This window comes from Natronorubrum tibetense GA33 (assembly GCF_000383975.1).
Lineage (GTDB): Archaea > Halobacteriota > Halobacteria > Halobacteriales > Natrialbaceae > Natronorubrum > Natronorubrum tibetense.
On the sequence record NZ_KB913017.1, the window covers coordinates 2,545,273 to 2,567,500 of the forward strand.

Sequence of the window (22,228 nt, forward strand, 5' to 3'; positions counted from 1 at the left end):
AAGACCACGACACTATCCGGACCCCGTCGGAGTCACCACTGAACTCGTCTCGACGCGGTTTCGATCCGCTCGAGTGACCGTCCCGACTCGGATCCTCGCGAGAACTGAGCAACCACGAAATTTTTTAGCCGGAAGGTCGTAGATGACTCCGTATGGGATTCGGGAGCTACGACGAATCCGAGCAACAGGAAGTCGACGCTGATTTTGACGACGACACGGTACAATCCGGTGAGAACAGCCACGATGGATCGATCGAGTTCGAGAACGGCGCCTCCAGCGACGAGTTGCTCGATCGACTTCAGGAGATCAAAGACGAGGACTGATGAAGCCCGGGGTGCGGGCGCTGGGCGTTGCCGAATCGGTTCGCGGTGACGCGAATCGCGACCGAAGCACGCTTGCCGGTGCAGTCGTCCGCGCCGACCGCGTTATGGACGGACTCGCATACCGTTCGTGCACCGTCGGCGGCACCGACGCGACCGACGCCGTGGTGGCGCTCCTCGAGGACCTCGGTCGGCCCGACGTGCGGTACGTACTGCTCGGCGCCATCGCCCCCGCCTGGTACAATCTCCTCGATCTCGCTCGAATTCGGGAGGCTGCCGGCCGGCCAGTGATCGCCGTCACGTTCGAAGCGAGCGACGGTCTCGAGGGCGGTCTCCGCGACGCCTTCTCGGACGCTGCCCTCGAGCAGCGCCTCGAGACTTATCGGTCCCTGCCCGAGCGACGAGCGCTGTCGGTCAACGACGAGACCGTCTACGTGCGACACGTCGGCTGCGATGCCGAGACGGCCGACGAGGTCGTCCGGGCGTTCACGCCCGAGGGCGGCCGGCCGGAGCCGATTCGGGTCGCGAGGGTCGCGGCTCGAGCGGGGGATACGTATCTCGACTCACTCGAGTAACTCGCTTGGCGTCGCTCGACCGACCGTCGCGGACCGGTAGCAGCCTTATCGACCTATTGCCGAGCGAAAGCGGATTGTACCCTGTTGGGAGCTGTATATCCCGTGAGACCGATACCTCAGACCGATATCCCAGACCGATATCCCAGACCGATACCAACAACTGCGACCCGAAAGACGTAGTAGTCGCCCGTTTGATCCTCCGATATGGGAACGATGGACGAGTCAGGGCTCTGTGTCAGCGAGTGTTCGCGCTGTCCGGCGCTCGTGGACTCTCGCAGCCGGATCGTCAACGGAACCGGGCCCGAGGACGCCGACATGCTGTTCGTCGGCGAAGGGCCGGGGGCACAGGAGGACAGCGAGGGCGAACCCTTCGTCGGTCGAAGCGGCTCCGTTCTCGACGACGGGCTCCGGAGCGTCGGCCTGATTCGTGAGGACGTTCGAATCACCAACTGCGTTCGTTGTCGGCCGCCGGAGAACCGCGATCCAACGACCGAGGAACTCGAGAACTGCCGCGGCTACCTCGAGCGGGAGATCGACCTCCTCGACCCGGAGATTATCGTTACGCTGGGAAAAGTGCCCAGCGAGCACCTGCTGGGGCGGTCGGTGGCGGTGACGAAAGAAGCGGGCTCGATCGAGGAGGTTCGGATCGACGGGACGCCGCGGCGCGTGCTGCTCTGTGTCCATCCGGCGGCGACGCTGTACGATCGAAGCCAGGAGGACACGTTCACCGAGGCGCTCGAGCGAGCCGCGTCCCTCGCCGGCGTCGACGGGAGCGACGGCGGAAGCGGGCAAACCCGACTCGACGGCTTTTGAGACCGTGTTCGGATAGCAGCGGGCTATTCTCAGTGCTATCGAGACGAGTTGACGATCGACGCTGCCGACGAGATCGACGGTGCTATCGAGACGGAACCGCCGAGCTGTGGCGAACACTGCGCGGATGGAAACCCACTTGCCGCTCGGCTTCCCATCTCCAGCTATGAACGCGACCCAGCAATCTCTCGCGTCCGTCGTCATCGTCGACTACGGACTGGGGAACCTGCGCAGCGTCACCCGCGGTCTCGAGCGTGCGGGTGCCGACGTCGAAATCACCGACGATGTCGAGGCCTTTGCCGCGGCCGACGGAGTCGTCCTCCCCGGCGTCGGTGCGTTCCGCGAGGGCGTCGAGAACGCCGATCCGCTTCGGGAGGATCTCCTCGAGGTCGCCGAGTCCGGAACCCCGCTGTTCGGTATCTGCCTCGGCATGCAGATGCTGCTGACGACCAGTGAGGAGGGTGAGAACGACGGTGAGTCGGCCGTGCAGGGACTGGACCTGATTCCGGGCACCAACGTCCGATTCGCGGAGGGCCAGAAAGTGCCCCACATGGGCTGGAACGAACTGAACGTCGAGCGTGACCACCCCTTGGTCGAGGGCGTGGATGGAGAGTACGCCTACTTCGTCCACTCCTACTACGCCATGCCCGACGACGACGATGCGACGGTAGCGACGACCGACTACGAACGCGAGTTCCCGTCGATCGTCGCGAACGAGGCGGGGAACGTCTTCGGTACCCAGTTTCACCCCGAAAAGAGCGGCGAGACGGGCCTACAGATTCTGCGGAATTTCGTCGAAATCTGCGCTGAGGAGTGATTTTAGCCTCCGGTTTCAGCTTACGGGGCGGCTCGGATCCGTGAGGGACGTGTTTTCTCGAGGGTGATTGTCTCGAGAGCACGATTCATCGGGACGGATCCCGTCTGGAGACACACCCCACGGTGCCGCTGTATAGGTGCGAGAGATCGTTCCTGCGTCCCGTATTCGACGGGATCGGCGGAAACCGTCGGAACCGTTCTCGAACGTATACCCTTCTCAGAACGTCACTACTAAATACTAGTCCTGTGTCACCGACCACTGAGAGTATTGCACGCGGAGCGACGGCGTCGGTTTTGAACGCGGATTCGCCGCTCGAGTCGAACTGAACCGCTCTCTACTTCCGTTTGTATCCTGCCGTGACGAACGCTCCTCCCGGTTTTCCACGTTCCAGTGGGAAGTTCAACAACCCACAGTCCTCCGCACTGATACAGCGGCACTCCGGGGTGTGTGACCCACTATACAGCGGCATCGAGGGGTGTGAAACTATCGGCTCGGCTGCTATAGAACCCCACTCGTGCTTATACAGCGGAATTGTGGTTTCGCCGCGACCGTTTCCGACTTTCCTCGCATATCTCTCGTGGTTCGTCCGGGAGTCAGGGACGTTGAAACCAGTAGTACACCGGAATCGTCCCATCACGATACAGCGGCACTCCGGGGTTGTTCCTCCCACAATTTCGCCCTACCACGACTGCTATCGCGACGATACAGCGGCACTCCGGGGTTGTCGCCGAACCGATACAGCGGAACCGTGGGGTCCGATGCGGTCATTGGCAGACGGCTACTGTACAGCGGAATTGTGGGGTTGGATAGCACTGATACAGCGGAAACGAGGGGTTCGACAGAACTAATACAGCGGCATCGAGGGGTGTGCTTTACGGTCTTGAGGGGGGAAAGAGCATTGATTGCACGCTATACAGCGGCAACCAGGTTCCGAACAGTTAAGTCACGGCTATGTGATGTGCGTGATAGCTGAATGTCGGATTCGATGGACTACTTCGGAAGCGAGAACGAGATCTTTCAGAACAAAGAACTGCTGCAGGTCTCACACCTCCCCGACGGCGACCGCATCATCGGTCGCGAGGACGAACTGACGAACCTCGCGAACGCGATCAAGCCGGCGACGCGGGGTAACACGCCGAACAATGTCCTCGTCTACGGCAAGACGGGAACCGGGAAGTCGCTGTGCTCGAAGTTTATCACGAACCAGGCCGTCGAACGCGCGAAACGAGACGACGTGACGATCGGCGTCGCCTACGTCGATTGCTTGCAGGAGTCGACGGAGACGCAGGCCGTCCAGTCCGCCGGTCACCAACTCAACGAACAGGATGCGACGGGAATTTCGATCCCCCACTCGGGTCTGAGCACGGCCGAGTACTACCGCCGACTGTGGCAGATCGTCGACAACCGGTACGACGTCGCGCTCATCATCTTGGACGAGGTCGACAAGATCGAGGACGACGATATCCTGATGCAACTCTCGAGAGCGGTCGAGTCCGGGAAACTCACCGAGAGCACGGTCGGTGTCATCGGCATCTCGAACAAAGTTCGGTACAAGGACTCGCTGGACGAGCGCATCAAATCCAGCCTTTGCGAGCGCGAGTACGTCTTCTCGCCGTACGACGCGACCCAGATCCGAGAGATCCTGCGCTCGCGCGCCGACGCGTTCCACGAGGGCGTCCTCGAGGACGGCGTCGTTCCCCGGGTCGCCGCGCTCGCGGCCCGCGAACACGGCGACGCGCGGAAGGCGATCGACATCCTCCGCTTTGCCGGCGAGATCGCCGAGGAAAACGACCTCGAGCGCGTTACTGAGGACTGCGTCGATCAGGCACACGAGCGCGAGGAGACCAGCCGACTCGCCGAACTCATCTCAAAAAGTCCGAGCCACGCGAAACTCGTCCTCGAGGCCATGGCATTGCGCACCCAGCAGACGGGAAACGACGACGCGCCGGTGACGACCAACGAGGTGTACGACCTCTACAAACGGCTCTGCGAGCGAGACCAGTCCGAACACCTGAAGCTCCGCCGCGTCAGGGATATCCTCTCGGAACTCGAGTTCCTCTCGATCATCGACCAGGAGCGCAAGTGGGCCGGGAAGGGGAAGGGCAACTACATGGAAAACCGGCTGATCGACGATCCGGAGGTTATCATCGCGGCCTGTAACGAGTCCGATTAGCGCGATCGATACTGCCCACTGAAACGAGGTATAGTAGATCACAACGCTGTCCTGCGAACAGGCGTGCAGTGACGTTCAGTGGCTACTATCGTCGTCCGCCAGTCGTTTCGGAAGCGCACGGATCGTGGTCAAATACAGGTGCCAATTCCTACGGGCACGTCTCTAAACTCCCAATCGCAAAATGAACGTCATGCTGTTCAGGGATTACTGATGCCGAAAAACAATCACTGTCTCCCCAGTCTGAAAACATTTCATTGACATCATCAGAAGAAATACTGTTTTCCATTTCGCCATCGTTTATCGAAACTGAGACGACGTACTCAGCCACCTCGCCCATCCACTCTTTCCGGATTTCTATATTCCCTGCTGGTCCATTAGCAGTCCCACTGAGTTCATGCTTTTCACGATATACTCTGCTGTCGTCCTTCTCGACGGCAATCGTTGCCTCGAGTTCATCTTCAAGCATATTGGTCATTTTTACCTCCCCCAAAGGCACTTGAGAGGAACTCTGGAAAGAAATATCACCGATGCAGCCACTACTAGTTGAAATGATTACGGCTGATGAAGCGATGAGCGCACGTCGGTGCATAAGAACTAGGGTTCCCCTTTTGGTATAGGTTTTTCCAAGCGGAATCATGTGCTAAATAGATGGAGTTTCGCGGCCTGGTCGCGCCCACGAGTCGCCGACCGGTGAGTCTCCCCAACAGTGAGCTACCTACGAGCAACCTACAAGAAGATCGTACACCGTCAACGACACCAGAACATTCGTTCCAGTCCTCGAGGGTGCGGCCGGTTGTCAAAGTTGGAGGCTACAATAGCTCCCGAACCTCGGAGTACCACATATCGTGATAGTCGACGTGTCCAACCCGACGGGCGATGGCGACGGCCAGCGCGTGCCAGCACTGCTCGGTCGGATCGTCGGCGTCGAGATTGTACTCGCTGTCCTTGCAGGTACAGCCGCCGTCCTCGACGATGTACTCGTCGTCGTAGCCGACGACGATCGTGAAATCGCGGTAGGCCTTCACCCGGTTCTCCCCAACGGCTTCGATGGCGCGGACCCCACGGTCGCCGTGGATCTGGGAGATCTGCTCGACGACTTCGGGCGTCAACTCCCCCGTCTCCTCGAGGTCTGCCTGCCATCGCTCGACTGGGTTGGCCTCCGGCACGACCGGAACTGTGTCCCCAACTGTAAAGTCGGTTTGGTTGTTCGGCCGGTTCCCTCGGAAGATCGGCGCCTCGAGTGACAGTACTCGTGACCGTTCGACGAACGGGCGCGTCGATCGTCGACTCAGGACGACGGACTCGAGTCGACCGATGATTCGGCAGCCGACTCCGTCGTCGCGAGGTCGGCGTCGACGGTGGTCTCGATACCGGTATCGACGCCAGCAGTAACCCCGGCCTCGGTGGCTCCCTCGAGTCGAACGGTGCGCTGTTCGCGAACGTACTCGAGGAAGTTGTCGAAGAGCCGTTTGGCTTCGCAAGCGGCCTCGTAACTCTCGGCGTCGATCCCCTCGAGGACGGCCTCGATCCGTTCGGTCTCGAGGTCGCCTTCCTTCCCCTCCGTGACCTCTGTTGCCGTCGTCGTGTCGTACTCGGGGTGAAACTGAACCCCGTAGACGCGGTCTCGCTGGAAGCCGTGGATGCCGTACTCGTTTCTGGCGAACACGGTCGCGCCCGGCGGGGCCTCGGCGACGCGATCGGAGTGTGTGGTGAAGACGGTAAAGCGCTCGTCGACGCCGGTCAGCAGCCGGTTCGACCCGTCCTGTTCGACGGTTCGGTAGCCGATCTCGTACTCGCCCATTCCCTCGACGCGGCCGCCGAGGACGTCCGCGAGTAGCTGATGGCCGTAACAGACGCCCAGAAACGGCAGTCCGGCCTCGACGGCCTCACCGACCCACTCCTTCAGGGCACCGATCCACGGCTCGTCCCAGTAGACGGAGGCGCTCGAGCCGGTGACGACGCAGGCGTCGAACGCAAACGTCTCGGGGAGATCGCCCGAGGGACAGTGAAACTCGACGAGGTCGGCGTCGAGTTCGCGTTCGAAGTTTCGCTGGGTCGTTCCGCGTTTGTGTGCGGCGTTCAACAGGGCGATTCGCAATCGGCCCGTTCGCTCGTTCGAATCGGTTGGCTCGGCGGTTGACGGATCAGTCACGAGACACTCCGCTCCGTGAAATCGGGCGTGTTCGAGGAATCAAGCGTTCGTAGATCGTGGTATGTCAAAGGCACCCAAGGCATCGATATACGAACAGAAGGGCTGCCGGATACAAAGAGTTTTCTAACGAGTGAGTCTGTTAGGGACAGATTTCACCAACCATCCGAGTATTTCTGCGGCGCTCGCTGGACAGATGTCTCTCACCGATCCGGTCGAACCAACACCGCCAAACTGCAGGCATGTTGCCGTAAGCGCCGACTACTCCATGCGCGATGCAGTTCAAGGCGAATGGTGATAGTGGAAAAAACGGTTCCCAATCGAGAGCGGCAGTCTCTCGGAGCGTTATTCGTCTTCGCCGTCTTCGTCGTCGTCCGCCGTATCGGGCGTCGCACCGTCGAGAACGACCGAAACCGTCTCGTCGTCTTCCTCCAGCGTGACCGTCTCTTCGACGGTTTCGAACTCATCGTCGACGCTCTCGAGGGTGATCGTGTACTCACCCTCGTACATGAGGGATGCCATGAGCTGACCGTCATCGATGTCGTCGTGATAGTTCGAGGTGTAGTCCTCCTCCTCGCTTTCCATCGTCACTTCGACGCCGGAGGAGACGGGATCGCCGTCCTCGTTCTCCAGTTCAAGCGTGAGAGCACCGGGATCTTCCGGTTCGAACAGTTCCGAATCGTCGTCCGCTGAATCGTCGTCGGAACACCCTGCAAGACCGATCGTCACTGCACCTGTGAGAGCGACACCAAATCGACGGCGGCTAAGCGATTGTCGGACCATATCACCTCCGAGCCCTCAGGCACTGATAAATGTTCAGATATCCTGAACTATCGGGTATTGGTATCACGAATCGGGCGAGGAGTTACCACAGGGAATGAGGTCCACAGGCCACTCGCTCGAGGAAGCGGTCTCGGTCCACGGACGCGCGGAGACCACACCGTTTTTCGCAGTCGGCCGCCGACAGCCGGTATGCGCGTCACCGAGGGCGGGGTCGAACTCGAGGTCCCCGGCGAACAGACCGAGGGCGTCGAGGAGTCGGTGTTCTACAACCCGCGACAGGAGTTGAACCGGGATCTGACGATCGCCGCGCTGCGGGCCTTTCGCGAACGCGAGAACCGCGCCGAGTCGTATCTCGACGCGATGACTGCGAGCGGCATCCGCGGCGTTCGAGCGGCCGACGATGGCTGGCGGGCGACCTGCTGTGATATCGACGAGGACGCCGCCGACCTCGCGCGGGCGAATCTCGAGCGAAACGGCCTCGAGAACGGCTCGCGGGTCGAACACCGCAACGTCAACGCCCTCATGCACGAGTCGAAGTTCGACGTGATCGATCTCGATCCCTACGGGACGCCGATGCCCTTCGCCGACGCGGCCTTCGCACGCTGTCGGGATCTGGTTTGCGTGACGGCGACTGATACCGCGCCGCTCTGTGGGGCCCATTTCAACAGCGGCGTCCGCTCTTACTCCGCCGTTCCCAGAAACACCGACTACCACACCGAGATGGGCGTGCGGATCCTCCTCTCTGCGCTCGCCCGTAGCGCCGCCCGCTTCGATGTCGGCGTCGAACCGATCTTCACCCACGCGACGAGCCACTACGTCCGCACCTACCTCGAACTCGAGCGCAAGCCGACGGCGGCCGACGCTGCCCTCGAGCAGCTGGGTCACCTCTCGCACTGCGAGGACTGTCTCCACCGCGAGGCCGAGTACGGTATGACCGCGAATCCCCTCGAGACCTGCCCCAACTGCGGGAGCGAGCGAATCCTCGTCGCCGGTCCGATCTGGCTCGGTCCGTACCGCGACCGCGAGTTCACCGCCGAAATCCGCGAGCAGATCCCCGATGCGTTCGGGACCGCAGAAAAGGCCCGCGACCTCTGCGAGACGCTCGAGGCGGAACTCGACGTACCGACCTACTACGATCAGCACAAACTGGCCAAGAGCTGGGGGCTGCCGGCCAACGCGATGGACGACTTTTTGGCCGATCTTCGGGACGCTGGATACGAAGCCTCGTTCACCCACTACGGCGGCACGACGTTCAAATCGAACGCGAGCGTCGCTGAAATCTTCGAGGCGACCGAAGCCAATCTCGAGTGAACGAGCCGAGGTCGGCTACAGCCGATCGAGTCCGCACTCGGGCGACGGACTCTCGAGTTTCGACGTGTTCTTCATCCCGAGTTCCCCACAAAAGTGGCGGCACCTGAGGTCCCGGGCGGATATCGACACGATTCGATTGCCTTCAGTCTGCAGGCCTGTGCCACACCACCGCATATTGTGCTGGCCGCGGACAGTTCCGAGACGTGATCAACCGAAGACAGGGTCTCGAGTTCGCGACCGCCGTCGTGGGGCTCGCACAGAGCCAACAGCTGACGCTGTTGGCGGCTGGTGTCGCCTTCTACGGATTCATCTCGCTCGTCCCGCTGATGTTGCTCGGACTGGGGATCGCCGCCTCGATCGGCGGGGAAGCCCTCGCGAACCAGCTGACGGCCGCGGCCAGCGACGTCCTCACGCCGTCGGCCCAGGAGATACTCGCCGACACGGTCCTCGACGATACCGGGCGGCAGGGAGCCACCGTCTTCGGTGCGCTGGGACTGCTGTGGGGCTCGAGTCGGGTCCTCCGCGGGCTCGATCGAGCCTTTTCGCAGATTTACGGCACCGCGGCCTCGAAGTCGTTCGTCGACACCCTCTGGGACGCGATGATCGTCTTCCTCGTGATCACCCTCGGCCTCATGCTCGTCGCCGGACTCGAGTTGCTCATTCGGTTCGTCCCGTTTCTCGGCGTGAGCGTCGTCGGTCCGATCCTCGTCGTGCTCGGCTTGATGGTGACGTTTCTGCCGCTGTATATCGTCTTTCCGGACGCGAACGTCGGTCTTCGGGAGGCCATCCCCGGAACGATCGTCGCCGCGGTCGGCTGGTTCGTCCTGAGTCGCACGTTCGGACTGTACGCCGCTGTCGCCGGCGATTACGCCGTCTACGGGGCGCTCGGGGCTGTCTTTCTCGTGTTAATTTGGCTGTACGTCGGCGCGATCATCCTCGTCTTCGGGGCCGTCGTCAACGCGGTCCTCGCCGACCGTGAAGTGGATCGGCAGCTACAAAGTCCCGGCGCACGACAGTTTTCGACAGAAGCGATGACCGACGACGCCACGGGTGCCGACGAGGGGGCGACGGAGGACCAGGCAGGGACGGGTGCGCAAACGGCGACTACGGGCTCGAGTGCCCGACAGAGCGCCCGGACTCGAGACCGATCCGACGACCCCGAAGCGCTTCGCGAGGAGATCGAGCGCCTTCGCGATCGGGTCGAGTCGTTCGAGGAGGGCGTCGAACGCCGGACCGTCAAGAAGGAGTCCCTCGAGAGCGAACTCAAACGCTACGTCCGACGCAAGTACCGACGCGGCCACGCCCGCGACTGGGGGCCGTACCTCGTCCTACTGTACGGAACCGCGATGTCCATCGCGGCGTTTTACTTCCTCTCGGGCGGTTGGGCCATCCTGGCGATGTTCGTCGTCTGGACCTCCACGCTTGGCGTCTACGCCCTGATGGTGCTGTTCGGCTTCGGAATCTCGGTGTTCGGGATCCCTGGCCGGATTCGCGACGCGATCGGCGACCGACGCTCCTGAAACGGCCGACACCCGCACACCCGTTTTGCAATCTCGGCCACCTTTTGCCACCTCGTTCACCCTCGCTCGACCCCATCACGAGCCGCTGCTCGTGATCTCGAGCAGCAGTTCCTTACTGCGTCGGGACGACCCGCTGTTGGACGAAGTTTCGAACGCGAGACGTGTACGTCTCCGCGCGGTGGAGGTTACAGATGTGGCCGACGTCCGCGAGTACCTCGATGCGTCCGTCCGTGGCCGCGGCGGCGTGGTCGCGCTCGCCCCGGCGCATGATCTTGTCGTTTTCGCCGTTGAGGATCAGCGTTGGTCCGGGATAGGTCGAGAGTTTCGCGCGGAAGTCGACACCTGCGATGTCCGGCCCCGCGTCGCCGAACTATTTCGGGTAGATTCCGGCCTCGATGATCTCCCGTTTGACGTCCTCGGGGAGATCGCGATTGTTCACCCACCGTTGCCCGAGTCGTTCGACAATACGCTTACTGATATCGGGTTTCGTCGCGAGTCGAGAAATCGACCCGGTAGCGCGCGTGAGCGTCTCCATGCCGCCGATCGGGTTCGCGCTGGAACCCGAGAGCACTAGTCCGTCGACGTTGTCTGGCTGTCGGTAGGCGTACTCCGTCGCGACGTAGCCGCCCAGCGAGAGGCCGACCAGTACCGCACTCCCGTCTGTGTACTCCTCGATCACGTCCTCGAGGAGATCGATCGCGGGATCCATCCGGAACGTCTCGTTCGAGCGAACGCCGTGGCCCGGCAGGTCCGGGGCGACGACCCGGTACTCGTCGGAAAGTCCCCGAGTCTGGGGCAGCCACATCTTTCGCGTGAACATCGCGCCGTGGACGAACACGATCGATTGGCCGTCTTCGGGACCCGCAACGTCGATACCCGCGATTTCGTCGTCACCGCCGCGTCTGGACATAGCCGTCCTATCACGGGATGTAACTTAGTGTCCGCCCCGGAATCCACAGCGCTCGCGAGAGACGACTTCGAGCGCCCAACCTCGGGACTCGTCGGTACCAGAACCGGTATCCGTCGTGCGGTTTCGAGAACGCGTGACCGATCGAATACTGCGCGGTCTCGACGATGCGTGGTCGTCGTCAGGAACGCGGCGACGACCTCGTCCCCTCCCTCGATTCTTCGTACTATCTCACTCGCGGTCGTCGGTGTCCGACTCTTCGTCGCGACCGGACCGGCCCTCGCTGCGCCCCTCCTCGAGGTCGACGGCAGCGTCGGTCGACCGGTGATCGTCGTCCGGTTCGACGGCGGCGTCCGTCCGAGAACTGGTGTCACCGGGATTGAACTCGGCCTCCGGCTCCTGTCCCGCCAGCTCGGTCGGATCGGCCTCGAGACCGCGATCCGTTTTCGGCTCACCGACTGAGTCCGGCTCGTCTCGAAGCTCCTCGGCGTTGGCCGCGACGTCTTCCGTTGGGAGCCCACCCTCGAGTCGGACGGCGTCGTCGGTGATCTCGCGAACGGCGTCGCTGCTCAGCGGCTGGGTCTCTTCGGCGACGCTGTCCCACCCGATCGAGGATTTGACCGAGTCGACGACGCCCGTCTCTGGCCTGACGTGGGCGATATCGCCCTCGACCGACGTGACGACGCCGATCTCCTCGTCGGCGTCGTTTACGACGGGTTTGCTGACCTCGTCGTTCGTAAACAGACCACACATATCTGGTCTTACTTCCCGTCGAGATAAGCCGGTGGTGCCTGCAATCGTCAGGGAGTCGAGTGTTCGCGGAACGGGCCAAACCGTCCCGGTATTGCGGACGCTCGAGGCTGCTCGTAACGTCCGTTCGTCCTCGCAAACTGCGTCAAAAACGTGACCGATGGTGTTCGAGTCGGGCGTTCAGTGATCGAGACCGGGTTCCATGTAGACCGCCATGACGAGCGCGACGACTCCGAAGAACCCAACCAGCATGAGACCGGCCGCGCCGGAGATGATGTTCAGTTCCGGACCGACGGCGAGCAGGCTCGTCTCCTCGTACCCGGCCCAACCGAACGCAAGCGCAAGAAGGAACAGGACACCCGAGACGACCGCGGCGCCGATCTGGAAGCGAGTGTTGAACGGACCGATGCCGCCCGACTCGCCGGTTGACTCGGTCGCGGTGGCCGTCGATCCGGCCGCGGATTCGCTCCCGTCGCCGGCTCCGGCCGTCGATCCGTCAGCCGACTCAGTCGCCGTTGGGGTCGCCGACTCCGCCCTCGAGAACCCCTCTGCGAGGTGGACGCGCGTGTCGGAGATTTCTCGAACGTCGCTCTCGTCGAGGATGAACGGACCGCCGATCTCGCCCCAGTCGAAGCGGGCCTTGAGCTGGTCGACGACGTCGGGTGCCGGTTCGACGTGGGCGCCCTCCGATTCGATCGAGGCGACCGTTCCGATCACCTTTCCGTCGGTTCGTTCGACGGGCTTACCGACATCATCGTCGGTGAAAGTCGCACACATTAGTAATTCCACGGCCGGGAAAGCCCGTAAACCCTCTGATTCGTCCGCGCTGTTATCGGGCCACTGACGGTGAATTTCGACGCTACTGACGGGTAACGCCCGTGGCTGTACACTGCGCCACGAGCCGGTCGACGACGACCGAACTATCACTCGGTCGGGAACCGTAACAGCGCACCCATGCCGTCGAACGCTTCGTCGAAGCGGTTCCCATCGGGGAAATCGTCCGGGACGACGACGGTTTCCCCGCCCTGTTCTTCCGTTCGGTTGCCGAACTCCTGGAGGTCGGGTCCCTCGAGTGCTGTCGAGAGCAACAGCGTTTCGACGGCGTCGTACTCGAGCGCGTCGTCGACCTCGTCGTGACCGTAGGCGACGGGTTCGTCGTCGTTTCCGATCCGCTCGAAGAATTCGTCGAGCGTCTCTCGGACGCCCTCTCGGTCCCGTTCCTCGATCGCCTCCTGACCCTTCTCCGCGAGTTGCTGGAGCCCCTGCTGGCTCGAGTATTCGACGGCGAACTCGCCGACGATTCGGTCCTCGAGTCGGTGGTCCAGGTCGGCTTCCTCCTGGAAGGTTTCGATGGTGCCCGTCGTCCCGCCCAGGAGGACGCCGTCGACGGGGTCGTCGCCGAGGAACTGCCGCTCGGCGCGCTCGGCGACCTCGTCGAAGAACTCGCGTTTTTGGCGCTCGCGGTCGCGTTCGAACCGCTCGGCGGACTGACCCCCGGCGCTCGATTTCCCGGGGACCTCGCTCTCGAAGGTATCGATCGGTTCGACACCCTCGTCGTCGAGCAGCCCCAACGCGGCCCCGCCGCGTTCGACCACCAGCAGGCCGTGGATCGATTCGGGTTCGGTGATCGCCTCGAGCGGCTCGAGGTCGAACTCGTTGGCGTGGCGGTAGACCGAGTTGTCGATGGGAACCGGCAGGTCGTCGAAGACCGACGTGAGCAGGTCGCCGTCGGCGGCCCCGGCGTAGATCGCGAGGCCGTTTTCTGGAACCTCGTCGTACTTGTTCAATAGACTCCGAACGCTCTCTACGGCGTCGGTGAGCGGTTTCGGGAACGACTGCTCGTCGAGTTGGCTCGCTTCCGCGTAGTCGGTTTCGACGGGCTGGCGGGCTTCGCCGATCGATTCGTCGGGTGGAACGGCGAGCGTAATGAGGATGTCGCGGTCGGCCGAGGCCGAGGAGAGTCGATCGAGTCGGTCGTGGAGTTCGTAGTCCGAGAGTGACATTGATATCGTGTTCGTGAATTTGGAAGTGAGTGCCGGGCCTGCGGCGAAAGCGGTGCGTCGCAAGGCCGGCGAGCACGTCTGTTACGAGGAGTGTCCGGTTGAGCGACCGGCCGGCGCACTCAAGCAAAACGGGTGGCTCGAGTCGCGGTGTTCGTCGCCGGTAGCGATCACGTCGACGCTCGAGCGAGGATCAGTACGTCCGCGGCGGTCGCTCGAGAATTTCGAAGATCTCCCGCGCTCGATACTCCCGGTTGCGCTCCTTTCCGGTCGTCTCCTCGAGGATTCCGTCCTCCTCGAGTCGGTCGAGTGCCCGATAGGCGGTTGGACTGGCGACATCCAGTAACTCTTCGACGACGGCTGCAGTGAGATACGGTTGGTCGAAGAGTTTGCACGCGAGTCGCGCGTACGTGGCAGAGTCGTCGCCGTATTCGGCTTTGTACTCCCGTTGCAGGGTGTGCAACTCCTGTGATCGCAACAGCGTCTCCTCCGCCTGCTGGCGGATTCCCGTCACGAAAAAGTCGATCCAGGCCTCCCACTCGCCGTACTTGCGGACGGCGTCCATGCGGTCGACGTACGTCTGCTTGTAGCGATTGAAATACTCGCTGAGATAGAGTGTCGGCCGCTCGAGATAGCCGTCGTCGTACAACTGGAGCGTGACGAGCAGCCGTCCCAGGCGGCCGTTCCCGTCTCCGTACGGGTGAATCGTCTCAAACTGGTAGTGGGTGAGCGCGATATCGACGAGCGGATGATAGCTCCCGCCGGTTCGAACGTACGTCAGGAGGGCGTCCATGGGCCCGTCGACGGCGCTCGGAACGGGCGGAACGAACTCGCCTAAGTGATTCGGAACCGTCTTGAACGCGCCGATGGTGTCCGTCTCCCGTCGGTCGTCCGGAACGCCGCCGAGGAGCGTTTCGTGGAGGGTGTGGAGAAGATCGATCGAGATTCCGTCTCCGCGCTCGAGCGCCTCGATCCCGTCCTCGAGGGCCCGCTCGTAGTTGAGAACTTCCTGCACGTCTTTCGTTTCGTCCGCCGCCGGAGCCGTCTCAGCGTCCGATCCGCCAGCGTCGAGCGATCGGGTCTCGTAACTGTAGAGCGCGTTGTAGTCGATATCGGCTCCCTCGATCTCGGACGACTCCATCGCTTCCTTCCGGAGCAACGAGGTGTACAGAACGGGGGCGAAATCAGTTGTTAGACCGAATCCACTGAGCTTTCCGAGCCAGAAGGTCGCCTCCGAGAGCGTCTCGTAGAACTCTGTAGCGAGTTGCAATTCGGTACTCGGGGGGAGCGGATCCGGACTATAGTACGGCCGCTGTCCGTACGGGACGAGTCGACCCGGCGCATCGTCAGATAACTCTCGCAGCACCATTCGTAACTACGAACCTATACGAACTCTAAGTAGTTAAATCTATCTTACTGAATATAACTAAGGGGTGGTATAATCGGAGTCGCATTCATTTTGTACCATCTAACGAGAATACGTCCGTTCCGGATAGCAGACGGTTACGAACGAGTAGTCGCTTCGTAGCTGCGACGTTTCGATACGCGATCTGATGGATTCGAACCATTTCAAGGGTGAAAACAACTAGTGGGCGACCACTCTGCCAACGAGATTGACCCCTCATGGTAAGAGATAGACTAGGTGTCGATCAGTCGGATCGGTAGCCGCGCGGTTCCTCCCTCGCTGCCGACTCTTCGACAGCCGGCGTGCTGACGACCCACTCGGGCAGCAGCGACCGAACGTCGCTCGACTCGCTGCCGATGACGGCGAAGCCGGCGAAGATCGTCAGGAAGCCGACGACCGCGAGGGGAGCGATGGTCTCGCCGAGCAGCGCCCAGCCGCCGAGCGTCGAGACGACCGGGACGACGTAGAAGACCAGGTTGGCCTGGGTCGCGCCGGTCGACTCGAGCAGTCCGAAGTAGGCGATGTAGGCGAGGACGCCCGCGACGAGGCTGACGTAGGCGAGTGCGACGAGCGCTTCCGTCGTCCACGCGATCGATCCCATCGACTCGCCGGTCGACCAGGCGAGTCCGTGACTGAGCGCCGCGGCGATGGGCAGTCCCCACGCGATGCGGACGGTGCTCGAGAGCGTGGCGTTCGCACCGGAGCGCCGGATGAGCACAGCCCCCAGGGCGGCGCTTGCGGCACCCGCAAAGAGGATTGCGCGGCCGAGCGCGTCGCCGCCGACCAGCATCGCGGGGTCGGGGCTGACCACGAGCGCGACGCCGAAGAGACCGAGGACCATCCCGAACGCGCCGCGAGTCGAGAGGCGTTCGTTCGAGAGGAGCACGGCCGCAAAGACCGGCGTCAGAATCGGGTTGAGGCTGAAGACGATCGCCCCGACCGCACTGGTGGCGTACTGCTGGCCGACGAACAGGAGCGCGTTCGAGAGACCGATCACGAGCCCGCCGGTCGCGACGATGCCGACCACGTCGCCGCGCGTTCGGGGGCGAAGCTCCTCGAACGAGGCGGTGAGCGCGACGTAGCCCAGCATGACGAGGGCCGCGATGTCGAACCGGATCGCCACGAACAGCAGCGGCGGGAAGTACTCGAGTCCGGCTTTCGCGGCGACGAACGTCCCCCCGAAGAAGACACTCGAGAGGACGAAGAAGACGAGGGTGCGGCGGTCGATCACGGCCTCACCTCGGTTCGGCTTGCGCCCGACGAGTCCCCGGCGTGGGATCGACGGGGTGTGGAGGGATAGAACATCTTGTCTCGACAAAGGTGCCCGAGCCATATAGTTTAATTCAGAAAATATTTCACGGTAGGATAGGAAATCGTACCGAGAAACCCGAACTCACCGGGAAACCAGCTACCGTTCGTGCTATCCTGTCGTATCGTGAAATTATTTCATGGTGCGAAAGCACTATCAGGGACCGGCCGAACACACCCGTATGGAATCGGCACTCGAGGAGATCGAGTTCCTCGCGCTCTCGGCGAACCGCGTCGAGGTGTTGGGACTGCTCTCGGCGGGTGGGCACACCCGAAACGAACTGGCAGCGGAGACGGGGGCATCACAGGCCACGCTCGGACGGATTCTGAGCGACTTCCGAGAGCGGTCGTGGATCGACCGCGAGGGCAGCGAGTACGTCGCGACGGCGACCGGCCGACTCGTCGCGTCGGGCTTTACCGACCTCCGGGAGATCATCGAGACCGAACAGCGCCTCCGCGGGGTCGTCGAGTACCTGCCGACCGCCGAGATGACGTTCGACCTGAAGCGGCTCTCCGACGCGACCATCACGATGCCGACGCAGACGCGGCCGAACGCGCCGCTGTCGCGCCTGCTCGAGTTGCTCGAGACCGCCGACGAGGTGTGGACGGTCTCACACGCGTTCAACGAACAGACCCTGACGGTCGTTCAGGAACGCGCCGAAGCCGACGAGCAGACGTTTAGAGGCGTCTTTTCCCGGAGCGCGATCGACGCGCTCGCGGCCGACACGGAGCTTCGGGACCGACTCGAGACGCTGCTCGCGGCCGACGACGCCTCGGTTCGGGTCCGTGAGGGGACCGTGCCGCTCGCGGTCATGCTTCTCGACGAGGTCGTCTACATGCTCGTTCGGGACGAGCAGGGCGTCTTGCGCGCTTCGATCGACACCGACGACGAGGTCGTTCGCTCGTGGGCGCGGGAGACGGTCGAGGACTACTGGGAGCGCGCCGAGGCGCTCGAGGACGCCGGCGTGTCCCTCGAGTGAACCCGGTGCAAGTCGAAAATACGATATGATCGATCAGCGTCGGTCCGCTCGAATGTAGTCGACCGCTTTCTCGGCGATCATCGTCGTCGGCGCGTCCGTGTTTCCGCTCGTGATCGTCGGCATGATCGAGGCGTCGACGACGCGCAGACGTTCGAGCCCGCGGACCCGCAGGCGGTCGTCCACGACGGCCATCTCGTCGTCACCCATCTTGCAGGTTCCGACGGGGTGATAGAGAGTTTCGGCGGTTTCGCGGATGTACTCGGTCAGTTCCGCATCGGTCTCTACGTCCGACCCCGGCAACACCTCCTCGCCGCGATAGTCGTCGAACGGCTCGGCCTGCAGGATCTCTCGGACCAGTTTGATCCCCTCGAGCAGAACCTCGAGGTCGTCGCCCTCGGTCAGATACTGGGGGTCGATGGCAGGCTCGCCGAAGGGGTCGGCCGAGCGGAGGGAGATTCGGCCGCGGCTGTCGGGCCGCAGGCGGAGCGCGCCGAGCGAAAATCCGTGACCCTCTGGGTTGTCGAACCCGTGTTCGACGAAGTATGTCGGCCCAAAGTGGAACTGGATCTGGGGTACCTCGGCGTCCTCGGAAACGGTCGTGAATCCACCGGCCTCCGCGATGTTCGAGGTCAGTGGGCCGTTTTTCCGGAGCAGATATCTGAGCGTGTTCCACAGCGAGTCCGCGTCGGCCAGCGTAACCGGCTTCGTCGACTCGAAGTTGACGCCGACCTGCAGGTGATCCTGGAGGTTTCGGCCGACGCCAGGGAGGTCCGCGACGACGGGGATATCGTGCTCGCCAAGGTGGCCGGCCGGACCGACGCCGGAGCACAGGAGGAGGTGGGGCGAGTTGATCGCACCGGCTGACAGGATGACCTCCTCGGTCGCGTCGACCGTCGCGGAACGACCGGTGGCGTCGTCGCGGGCGTAGTCGACGCCGACGGCTTCGCGGCCGTCGAACCGAACGTTGGTCACTCGCGCACCGGTCACTGCGGTCAGATTCGGTCGCTCGAGAACCGGTTTCAGGTACGCGTCCGCCGCGCTGTGTCGTTTTCCGTCCTTCTGTGTCACCTGGTAGTAGCCGACGCCAGCCTGGTCGTCGGCGTTGAAGTTCTCGTTGTACGGGAGTCCGACCGACTGCCCGGCTTCGAGAAACGCTTCGGTGAGTTCGTTCGGCGACCGGAGGTCGGTCACGTTTCGCGGGCCGCCGATCGCGTGGTAGTCCGATGGACCGCGCTCGTTGTGTTCGGCGCGTTTGAAGTACGGCAGCACGTCCTCGTACGTCCAGCCCTCGTTACCCAGTTCGGTCCAGTGGTCGTAGTCCTCGGGCTGGCCGCGCACGTAGATCATCGCGTTGATCGAACTCGAGCCGCCCAGTGTCTTCCCGCGGGGCCAGTACAGTTCCCGGTCGTGCAGTTCCGACTGGGGCTCCGTGTAGTACGCCCAGTCGACCGCCGACTCGAACAGTTCCGAGAACGCCGCCGGAACGCCGATCTCTCGGTTCTCGTCGGGGTCGCCGGCCTCGAGCAACAGCACCTCGGCGTCGCCGCCGGCCGACAATCTGTTCGCGAGCACGCAGCCGGCCGGTCCCGCGCCGACGATCACGTAGTCGTAGGATCTCCCGTCCTCGGACATGTTGGGTTATCACATAGCACGGGGGTGGTATAGTCGTGTCCCCGAATCGCGCGAACGGATAGCGGTTCTCCGCGCACGTTGGCGTTACGTTCACGCTGGCCGACTCGAAAACCCAGCAATTGGAAAGTCTAGGCTGTCATCGGTATTTTCCGAAACAGCTATTCACGGTCGCTAACAGGTTTCGGTATCGATGGCCGTTTTTCCACACGGCACCAGCCCGCGCGTCGCGGTCGTTCCGATCGGTGATCCACCAGCTACCGCGTGTGACGCCGTCGCCGAAACGCTCCGCGAAACGTTCGAGTTGGCGGTTCCGATCCGGCGGACGATCGAGGCCCCACCCGTAGCGGAGTCGGACGACGCCAACGCGGAGCCGTTCCTCGAGTACGTCCGAGACGAGACCGAAGACATCGACCTCGCTGTCGGCGTGACCGACGCCGCGCTCCGACAACACGCCTACGAACCGCCGCTGTTCGGCGTCGGTCTCGAGTTCGGCACTGTCGGCGTCGTCTCGACGGCTCGCTTGCTCGAGGGGGACGAGCCGTCCGCACTCGAATGCGACCGGCTGGCGAAGGAGACGCTCTCGGTCGCCGGGACGACGTTCGGGTTACGAACGTACCTGCACGACGGCAGCGATACCGATGACTACGGTGAGGCCAAGAGCGGCGGGAACGACGAGGAGCCGTGCGTCGTCGCACCCGGAGACGCGCTTTTCCAGCTCGACGGGACGCCGGCGACCTACTGCGACGACTGCTGGGACGCGCTTGCAAACGAGTCCCCGTTTTTCGAACCGCCCCGACCCGACGCCTGGGCCATCCGGCCGCGCGGCGAGGAGACGTTGACGGTCGCAGACCGGTGGGCAAACGGCGAGCGGCGGTGGCGAGAGTATCCGCTGATGGCGGTCGGACTCGTCGTGGTCGCGGCCAGACCGATCGGAACACGAATCCGATCGGTTCTCGGGTGGCTGCCACGTCCCGGCACGATTTCGGCCCGTCGAGTCCCCCAGCCCGTTCACACGATCTATCGGATCGTTCGGTTCTGGACGAACGTGTTCTACTATCTGAGCTGTGTCCTCGTCTGGCTGTACGCGCTCGTGACTGTCCACGACTGGCTCCTCGGTCCGGAGTACTCGACGCCCGCTCTCGTCGCCGTACTGGGAGGCGGTCTTGTCGCCGGAATCGTCACGGCCCTCTTCCTCAAAGCGATTGCAGCGGGTTTCTACGACGGTATTCGAGGCGTTCCCGCCGAGGACGCGCACTGACTGGGTGCCGAGAAGCTGTACTGACTCAGGCACCGAGAACGAACTGGGCGATCCCGGTCAGCCAGAGGAAGGCCGCGAGGCCGATCGTGGCCTTCACGACACCGAGTGAGGCGTGTCTGGTCAGCGCGCGCCGGCGCTCCTCGAGCAGCGTGTCCGGCGATTTGTCCGAGAGAAACCCGTTGCCGTTCTCGTCGGCGGTAACGAGAACCGTCTTGCCCTCGCGGGAGTCGGCCCGCTCCGCATCCGGGACGGCTCGTCCGTAGACGAACACCTCGTCGTCTGGTGCGAGGTACTCGTAGGCGAACTCCCGGTCGCGATCCATCCCCTGATTGGGTAGATCGTTCGCCGCTGCAAAGTCCGCGAGGTCGGGTGGAAGGTGTTCGTGACTGGCGATCTCCACGGACCACCGACGGCTATCGGAGAGATCCAGTCGCAGGCTCGAGGCGTCGACGCGAACGTGGTAGTCGTCGACGCCCTCGGTGTCGCGCTCCAGAACGAACGGGGGTGCGACCCGCCGGTCCACGTGAGCAGGTTCGATCTTGTTGGTGTCGTCGACCGACAGTTCGTAGACGAGTGCCCGCTCTCGGCCGCCGAACGGGAGCCGATCCAGCCGATGATCGGGACGCGCCGTCCCGGCGATGGCGGTCTTTCCGAGCGCGATCGAATCGGGAGCCGAGGTGGGTCGATCGGCGATGACGGTGCGCTCTTCGTATCGATCGAAGCCGGACTGGACGCTCGAGAGCCCGGACACGACCAGTCCCGCCGACCCGATTACCAGCGCGGCGTAGACGATGAGCCCGCCCAGCATGGCTCAGGCCGACCGAACGCCGAGCCGCTCGCCGACCTCGACTCCCTCGTGAGCACGGTAGGACGCCACGAACGGCTCTCTCCGGGTGAGACCGTGATAGTTCGCGAAGACGGACTCCGGGAACGTATAGCACAACGTGTTGTAGGTCGCAACGGCCTCGTTGTACTGTTCGCGCCGATCCTCCAGTCGCTGCTCGAGACGCGTGATCGACGTCGAGAGTTCGTCGAACCGCTCGTTCGACGCCAGCTCCGGGTGTTCGTCCGAGAGCGTGTAAACTTCCTGTGTCGTTTCTCGCAGCGAGACCGCTACGGTGGCGACCTCCTCGGGCGACTGGGCCTCGACGATCCCTTCGCGCGCGTCGACGATACCGGCGAGCAGGTCTCGTTCGTGGGAGACGTGTTCGTTCGTCAGATCGATCAGCTGCTCGAGTTCGGCCTGTCGCCGCTCGAGGAGCACCTCGATATCGGCCCAGGTTTTCTCACAGTTCTCGTGGGCTTCCATGAGTCGCGCCTGCGACCGTCCGAGATATCGGACGACACTGTAGGCCACGACGAGGGCCGCGAACCCGACGATTACCAGCCAGAACAGACTCATGCCTTTCCCGATAGTTCTTCTGTGGTGAATTATACGTTTCGTCACCAGGCTGGAAGCCCGTCCTGAGAGGCCCGGAGATACGAGCGTCCGACGATCGGTTCGTCTCGTCGTCCGATATCGCTGTCCCG

The 22,228-nt window shown here is 63.0% G+C and carries 21 protein-coding genes and 1 pseudogene; 9 read left to right on the forward strand and 13 right to left on the reverse strand.

Annotation, left to right across the window (positions count from 1 at the left end; genetic code table 11):
- Positions 1-152 precede the first annotated feature (152 nt).
- The 5 genes from NATTI_RS0113210 to NATTI_RS0113230 all read left to right on the forward strand — a co-directional run bounded on the left by NATTI_RS0113210 (position 153) and on the right by NATTI_RS0113230 (position 4,695).
- Positions 153-323 (forward strand): DUF5786 family protein, encoded by a 171-nt coding sequence (locus tag NATTI_RS0113210; RefSeq protein WP_006089939.1) that lies wholly within the window; start codon positions 153-155, stop codon positions 321-323.
- On the forward strand, positions 323-895 hold the full coding sequence (locus NATTI_RS0113215; protein ID WP_006089940.1) for an endonuclease dU: 573 nt from the start codon (positions 323-325) through the stop codon (positions 893-895). Before NATTI_RS0113210 ends, NATTI_RS0113215 begins: the two co-directional genes overlap by 1 nt.
- A 204-nt stretch (positions 896-1,099) precedes the next feature.
- Complete coding sequence (locus NATTI_RS0113220; protein ID WP_006089941.1) at positions 1,100-1,708, forward strand: uracil-DNA glycosylase; 609 nt, start codon at positions 1,100-1,102, stop codon at positions 1,706-1,708.
- Between the two features lie 163 nt (positions 1,709-1,871).
- Complete coding sequence (gene hisH, locus NATTI_RS0113225) at positions 1,872-2,522, forward strand: imidazole glycerol phosphate synthase subunit HisH (RefSeq protein WP_006089942.1); 651 nt, start codon at positions 1,872-1,874, stop codon at positions 2,520-2,522.
- Positions 2,523-3,495: 973 nt separating this feature from the next.
- Positions 3,496-4,695 carry a Cdc6/Cdc18 family protein gene (locus NATTI_RS0113230; protein WP_027119153.1) on the forward strand — a complete coding sequence of 400 codons (1,200 nt, stop codon included), beginning with the start codon at positions 3,496-3,498 and terminating at the stop codon, positions 4,693-4,695.
- A gap of 148 nt (positions 4,696-4,843) precedes the next feature.
- On the opposite strand, the gene NATTI_RS25400 is transcribed toward NATTI_RS0113230, so the two are convergent.
- The 4 genes from NATTI_RS25400 to NATTI_RS0113250 form a co-directional block, all read right to left on the reverse strand.
- The gene (locus tag NATTI_RS25400; RefSeq protein ID WP_152423942.1) at positions 4,844-5,284 is read right to left on the reverse strand and encodes a hypothetical protein; all 441 of its coding nucleotides are present in this window, start codon (positions 5,282-5,284) and stop codon (positions 4,844-4,846) included.
- A gap of 220 nt (positions 5,285-5,504) precedes the next feature.
- Complete coding sequence (locus tag NATTI_RS0113240; protein ID WP_006089945.1) at positions 5,505-5,861, reverse strand: zinc finger SWIM domain-containing protein; 357 nt, start codon at positions 5,859-5,861, stop codon at positions 5,505-5,507.
- 122 nt (positions 5,862-5,983) lie between these two features.
- On the reverse strand, positions 5,984-6,847 hold the full coding sequence (locus NATTI_RS0113245; protein ID WP_006089946.1) for a type 1 glutamine amidotransferase: 864 nt from the start codon (positions 6,845-6,847) through the stop codon (positions 5,984-5,986).
- A 342-nt stretch (positions 6,848-7,189) separates the two neighbouring features.
- Positions 7,190-7,627, reverse strand: coding sequence for an S-layer protein (locus NATTI_RS0113250; RefSeq protein WP_241434321.1), 438 nt, complete (start codon positions 7,625-7,627; stop codon positions 7,190-7,192).
- A gap of 189 nt (positions 7,628-7,816) precedes the next feature.
- On the opposite strand from NATTI_RS0113250, the gene NATTI_RS0113255 reads away from it, so the two are divergent.
- Both NATTI_RS0113255 and NATTI_RS0113260 read left to right on the forward strand, forming a co-directional pair.
- A complete protein-coding gene (locus tag NATTI_RS0113255) occupies positions 7,817-8,938 on the forward strand; it encodes a tRNA (guanine(26)-N(2))-dimethyltransferase (RefSeq protein WP_006089948.1) in 1,122 nt (373 codons plus the stop codon).
- 203 nt (positions 8,939-9,141) lie between these two features.
- A complete protein-coding gene (locus NATTI_RS0113260) occupies positions 9,142-10,458 on the forward strand; it encodes a YihY/virulence factor BrkB family protein (RefSeq protein ID WP_006089949.1) in 1,317 nt (438 codons plus the stop codon).
- A 112-nt stretch (positions 10,459-10,570) separates the two neighbouring features.
- Here NATTI_RS0113260 and NATTI_RS0113265 read toward each other — a convergent pair.
- From NATTI_RS0113265 to NATTI_RS0113290, 6 genes and pseudogenes are all read right to left on the reverse strand, one after another.
- Positions 10,571-11,368, reverse strand: a pseudogene (locus NATTI_RS0113265) (alpha/beta fold hydrolase).
- Between the two features lie 228 nt (positions 11,369-11,596).
- Positions 11,597-12,118, reverse strand: a complete 522-nt coding sequence (locus tag NATTI_RS0113270) for a hypothetical protein (RefSeq protein WP_006089950.1) — start codon at positions 12,116-12,118, stop codon at positions 11,597-11,599.
- Between the two features lie 177 nt (positions 12,119-12,295).
- Entirely contained in the window at positions 12,296-12,892 is a 597-nt protein-coding gene (locus NATTI_RS0113275; RefSeq protein WP_006089951.1) for a hypothetical protein, read from the reverse strand.
- A 146-nt stretch (positions 12,893-13,038) separates the two neighbouring features.
- The gene (locus NATTI_RS0113280; protein WP_006089952.1) at positions 13,039-14,118 is read right to left on the reverse strand and encodes a Vms1/Ankzf1 family peptidyl-tRNA hydrolase; all 1,080 of its coding nucleotides are present in this window, start codon (positions 14,116-14,118) and stop codon (positions 13,039-13,041) included.
- Between the two features lie 190 nt (positions 14,119-14,308).
- Positions 14,309-15,484 (reverse strand): Fic family protein, encoded by a 1,176-nt coding sequence (locus NATTI_RS0113285; protein WP_006089953.1) that lies wholly within the window; start codon positions 15,482-15,484, stop codon positions 14,309-14,311.
- A gap of 280 nt (positions 15,485-15,764) precedes the next feature.
- Positions 15,765-16,751, reverse strand: coding sequence for a DMT family transporter (locus NATTI_RS0113290; RefSeq protein ID WP_006089954.1), 987 nt, complete (start codon positions 16,749-16,751; stop codon positions 15,765-15,767).
- A gap of 259 nt (positions 16,752-17,010) precedes the next feature.
- Between NATTI_RS0113290 and NATTI_RS0113295 the strand changes: the two genes are divergently transcribed.
- Entirely contained in the window at positions 17,011-17,808 is a 798-nt protein-coding gene (locus tag NATTI_RS0113295; protein ID WP_006089955.1) for a helix-turn-helix transcriptional regulator, read from the forward strand.
- Between the two features lie 33 nt (positions 17,809-17,841).
- Here NATTI_RS0113295 and NATTI_RS0113300 read toward each other — a convergent pair whose 3' ends face one another.
- Complete coding sequence (locus tag NATTI_RS0113300; RefSeq protein WP_006089956.1) at positions 17,842-19,440, reverse strand: GMC family oxidoreductase; 1,599 nt, start codon at positions 19,438-19,440, stop codon at positions 17,842-17,844.
- Between the two features lie 190 nt (positions 19,441-19,630).
- Between NATTI_RS0113300 and NATTI_RS0113305 the strand changes: the two genes are divergently transcribed.
- Complete coding sequence (locus NATTI_RS0113305) at positions 19,631-20,698, forward strand: zinc metalloprotease (protein ID WP_006089957.1); 1,068 nt, start codon at positions 19,631-19,633, stop codon at positions 20,696-20,698.
- A 25-nt stretch (positions 20,699-20,723) separates the two neighbouring features.
- Here the strand turns inward: NATTI_RS0113305 and NATTI_RS0113310 are convergent, their stop codons facing one another.
- Positions 20,724-21,506 (reverse strand): hypothetical protein, encoded by a 783-nt coding sequence (locus NATTI_RS0113310; protein ID WP_006089958.1) that lies wholly within the window; start codon positions 21,504-21,506, stop codon positions 20,724-20,726.
- A 3-nt stretch (positions 21,507-21,509) separates the two neighbouring features.
- The gene (locus NATTI_RS0113315; protein WP_006089959.1) at positions 21,510-22,100 is read right to left on the reverse strand and encodes a LemA family protein; all 591 of its coding nucleotides are present in this window, start codon (positions 22,098-22,100) and stop codon (positions 21,510-21,512) included.
- Between the last annotated feature and the right edge of the window lie 128 nt (positions 22,101-22,228).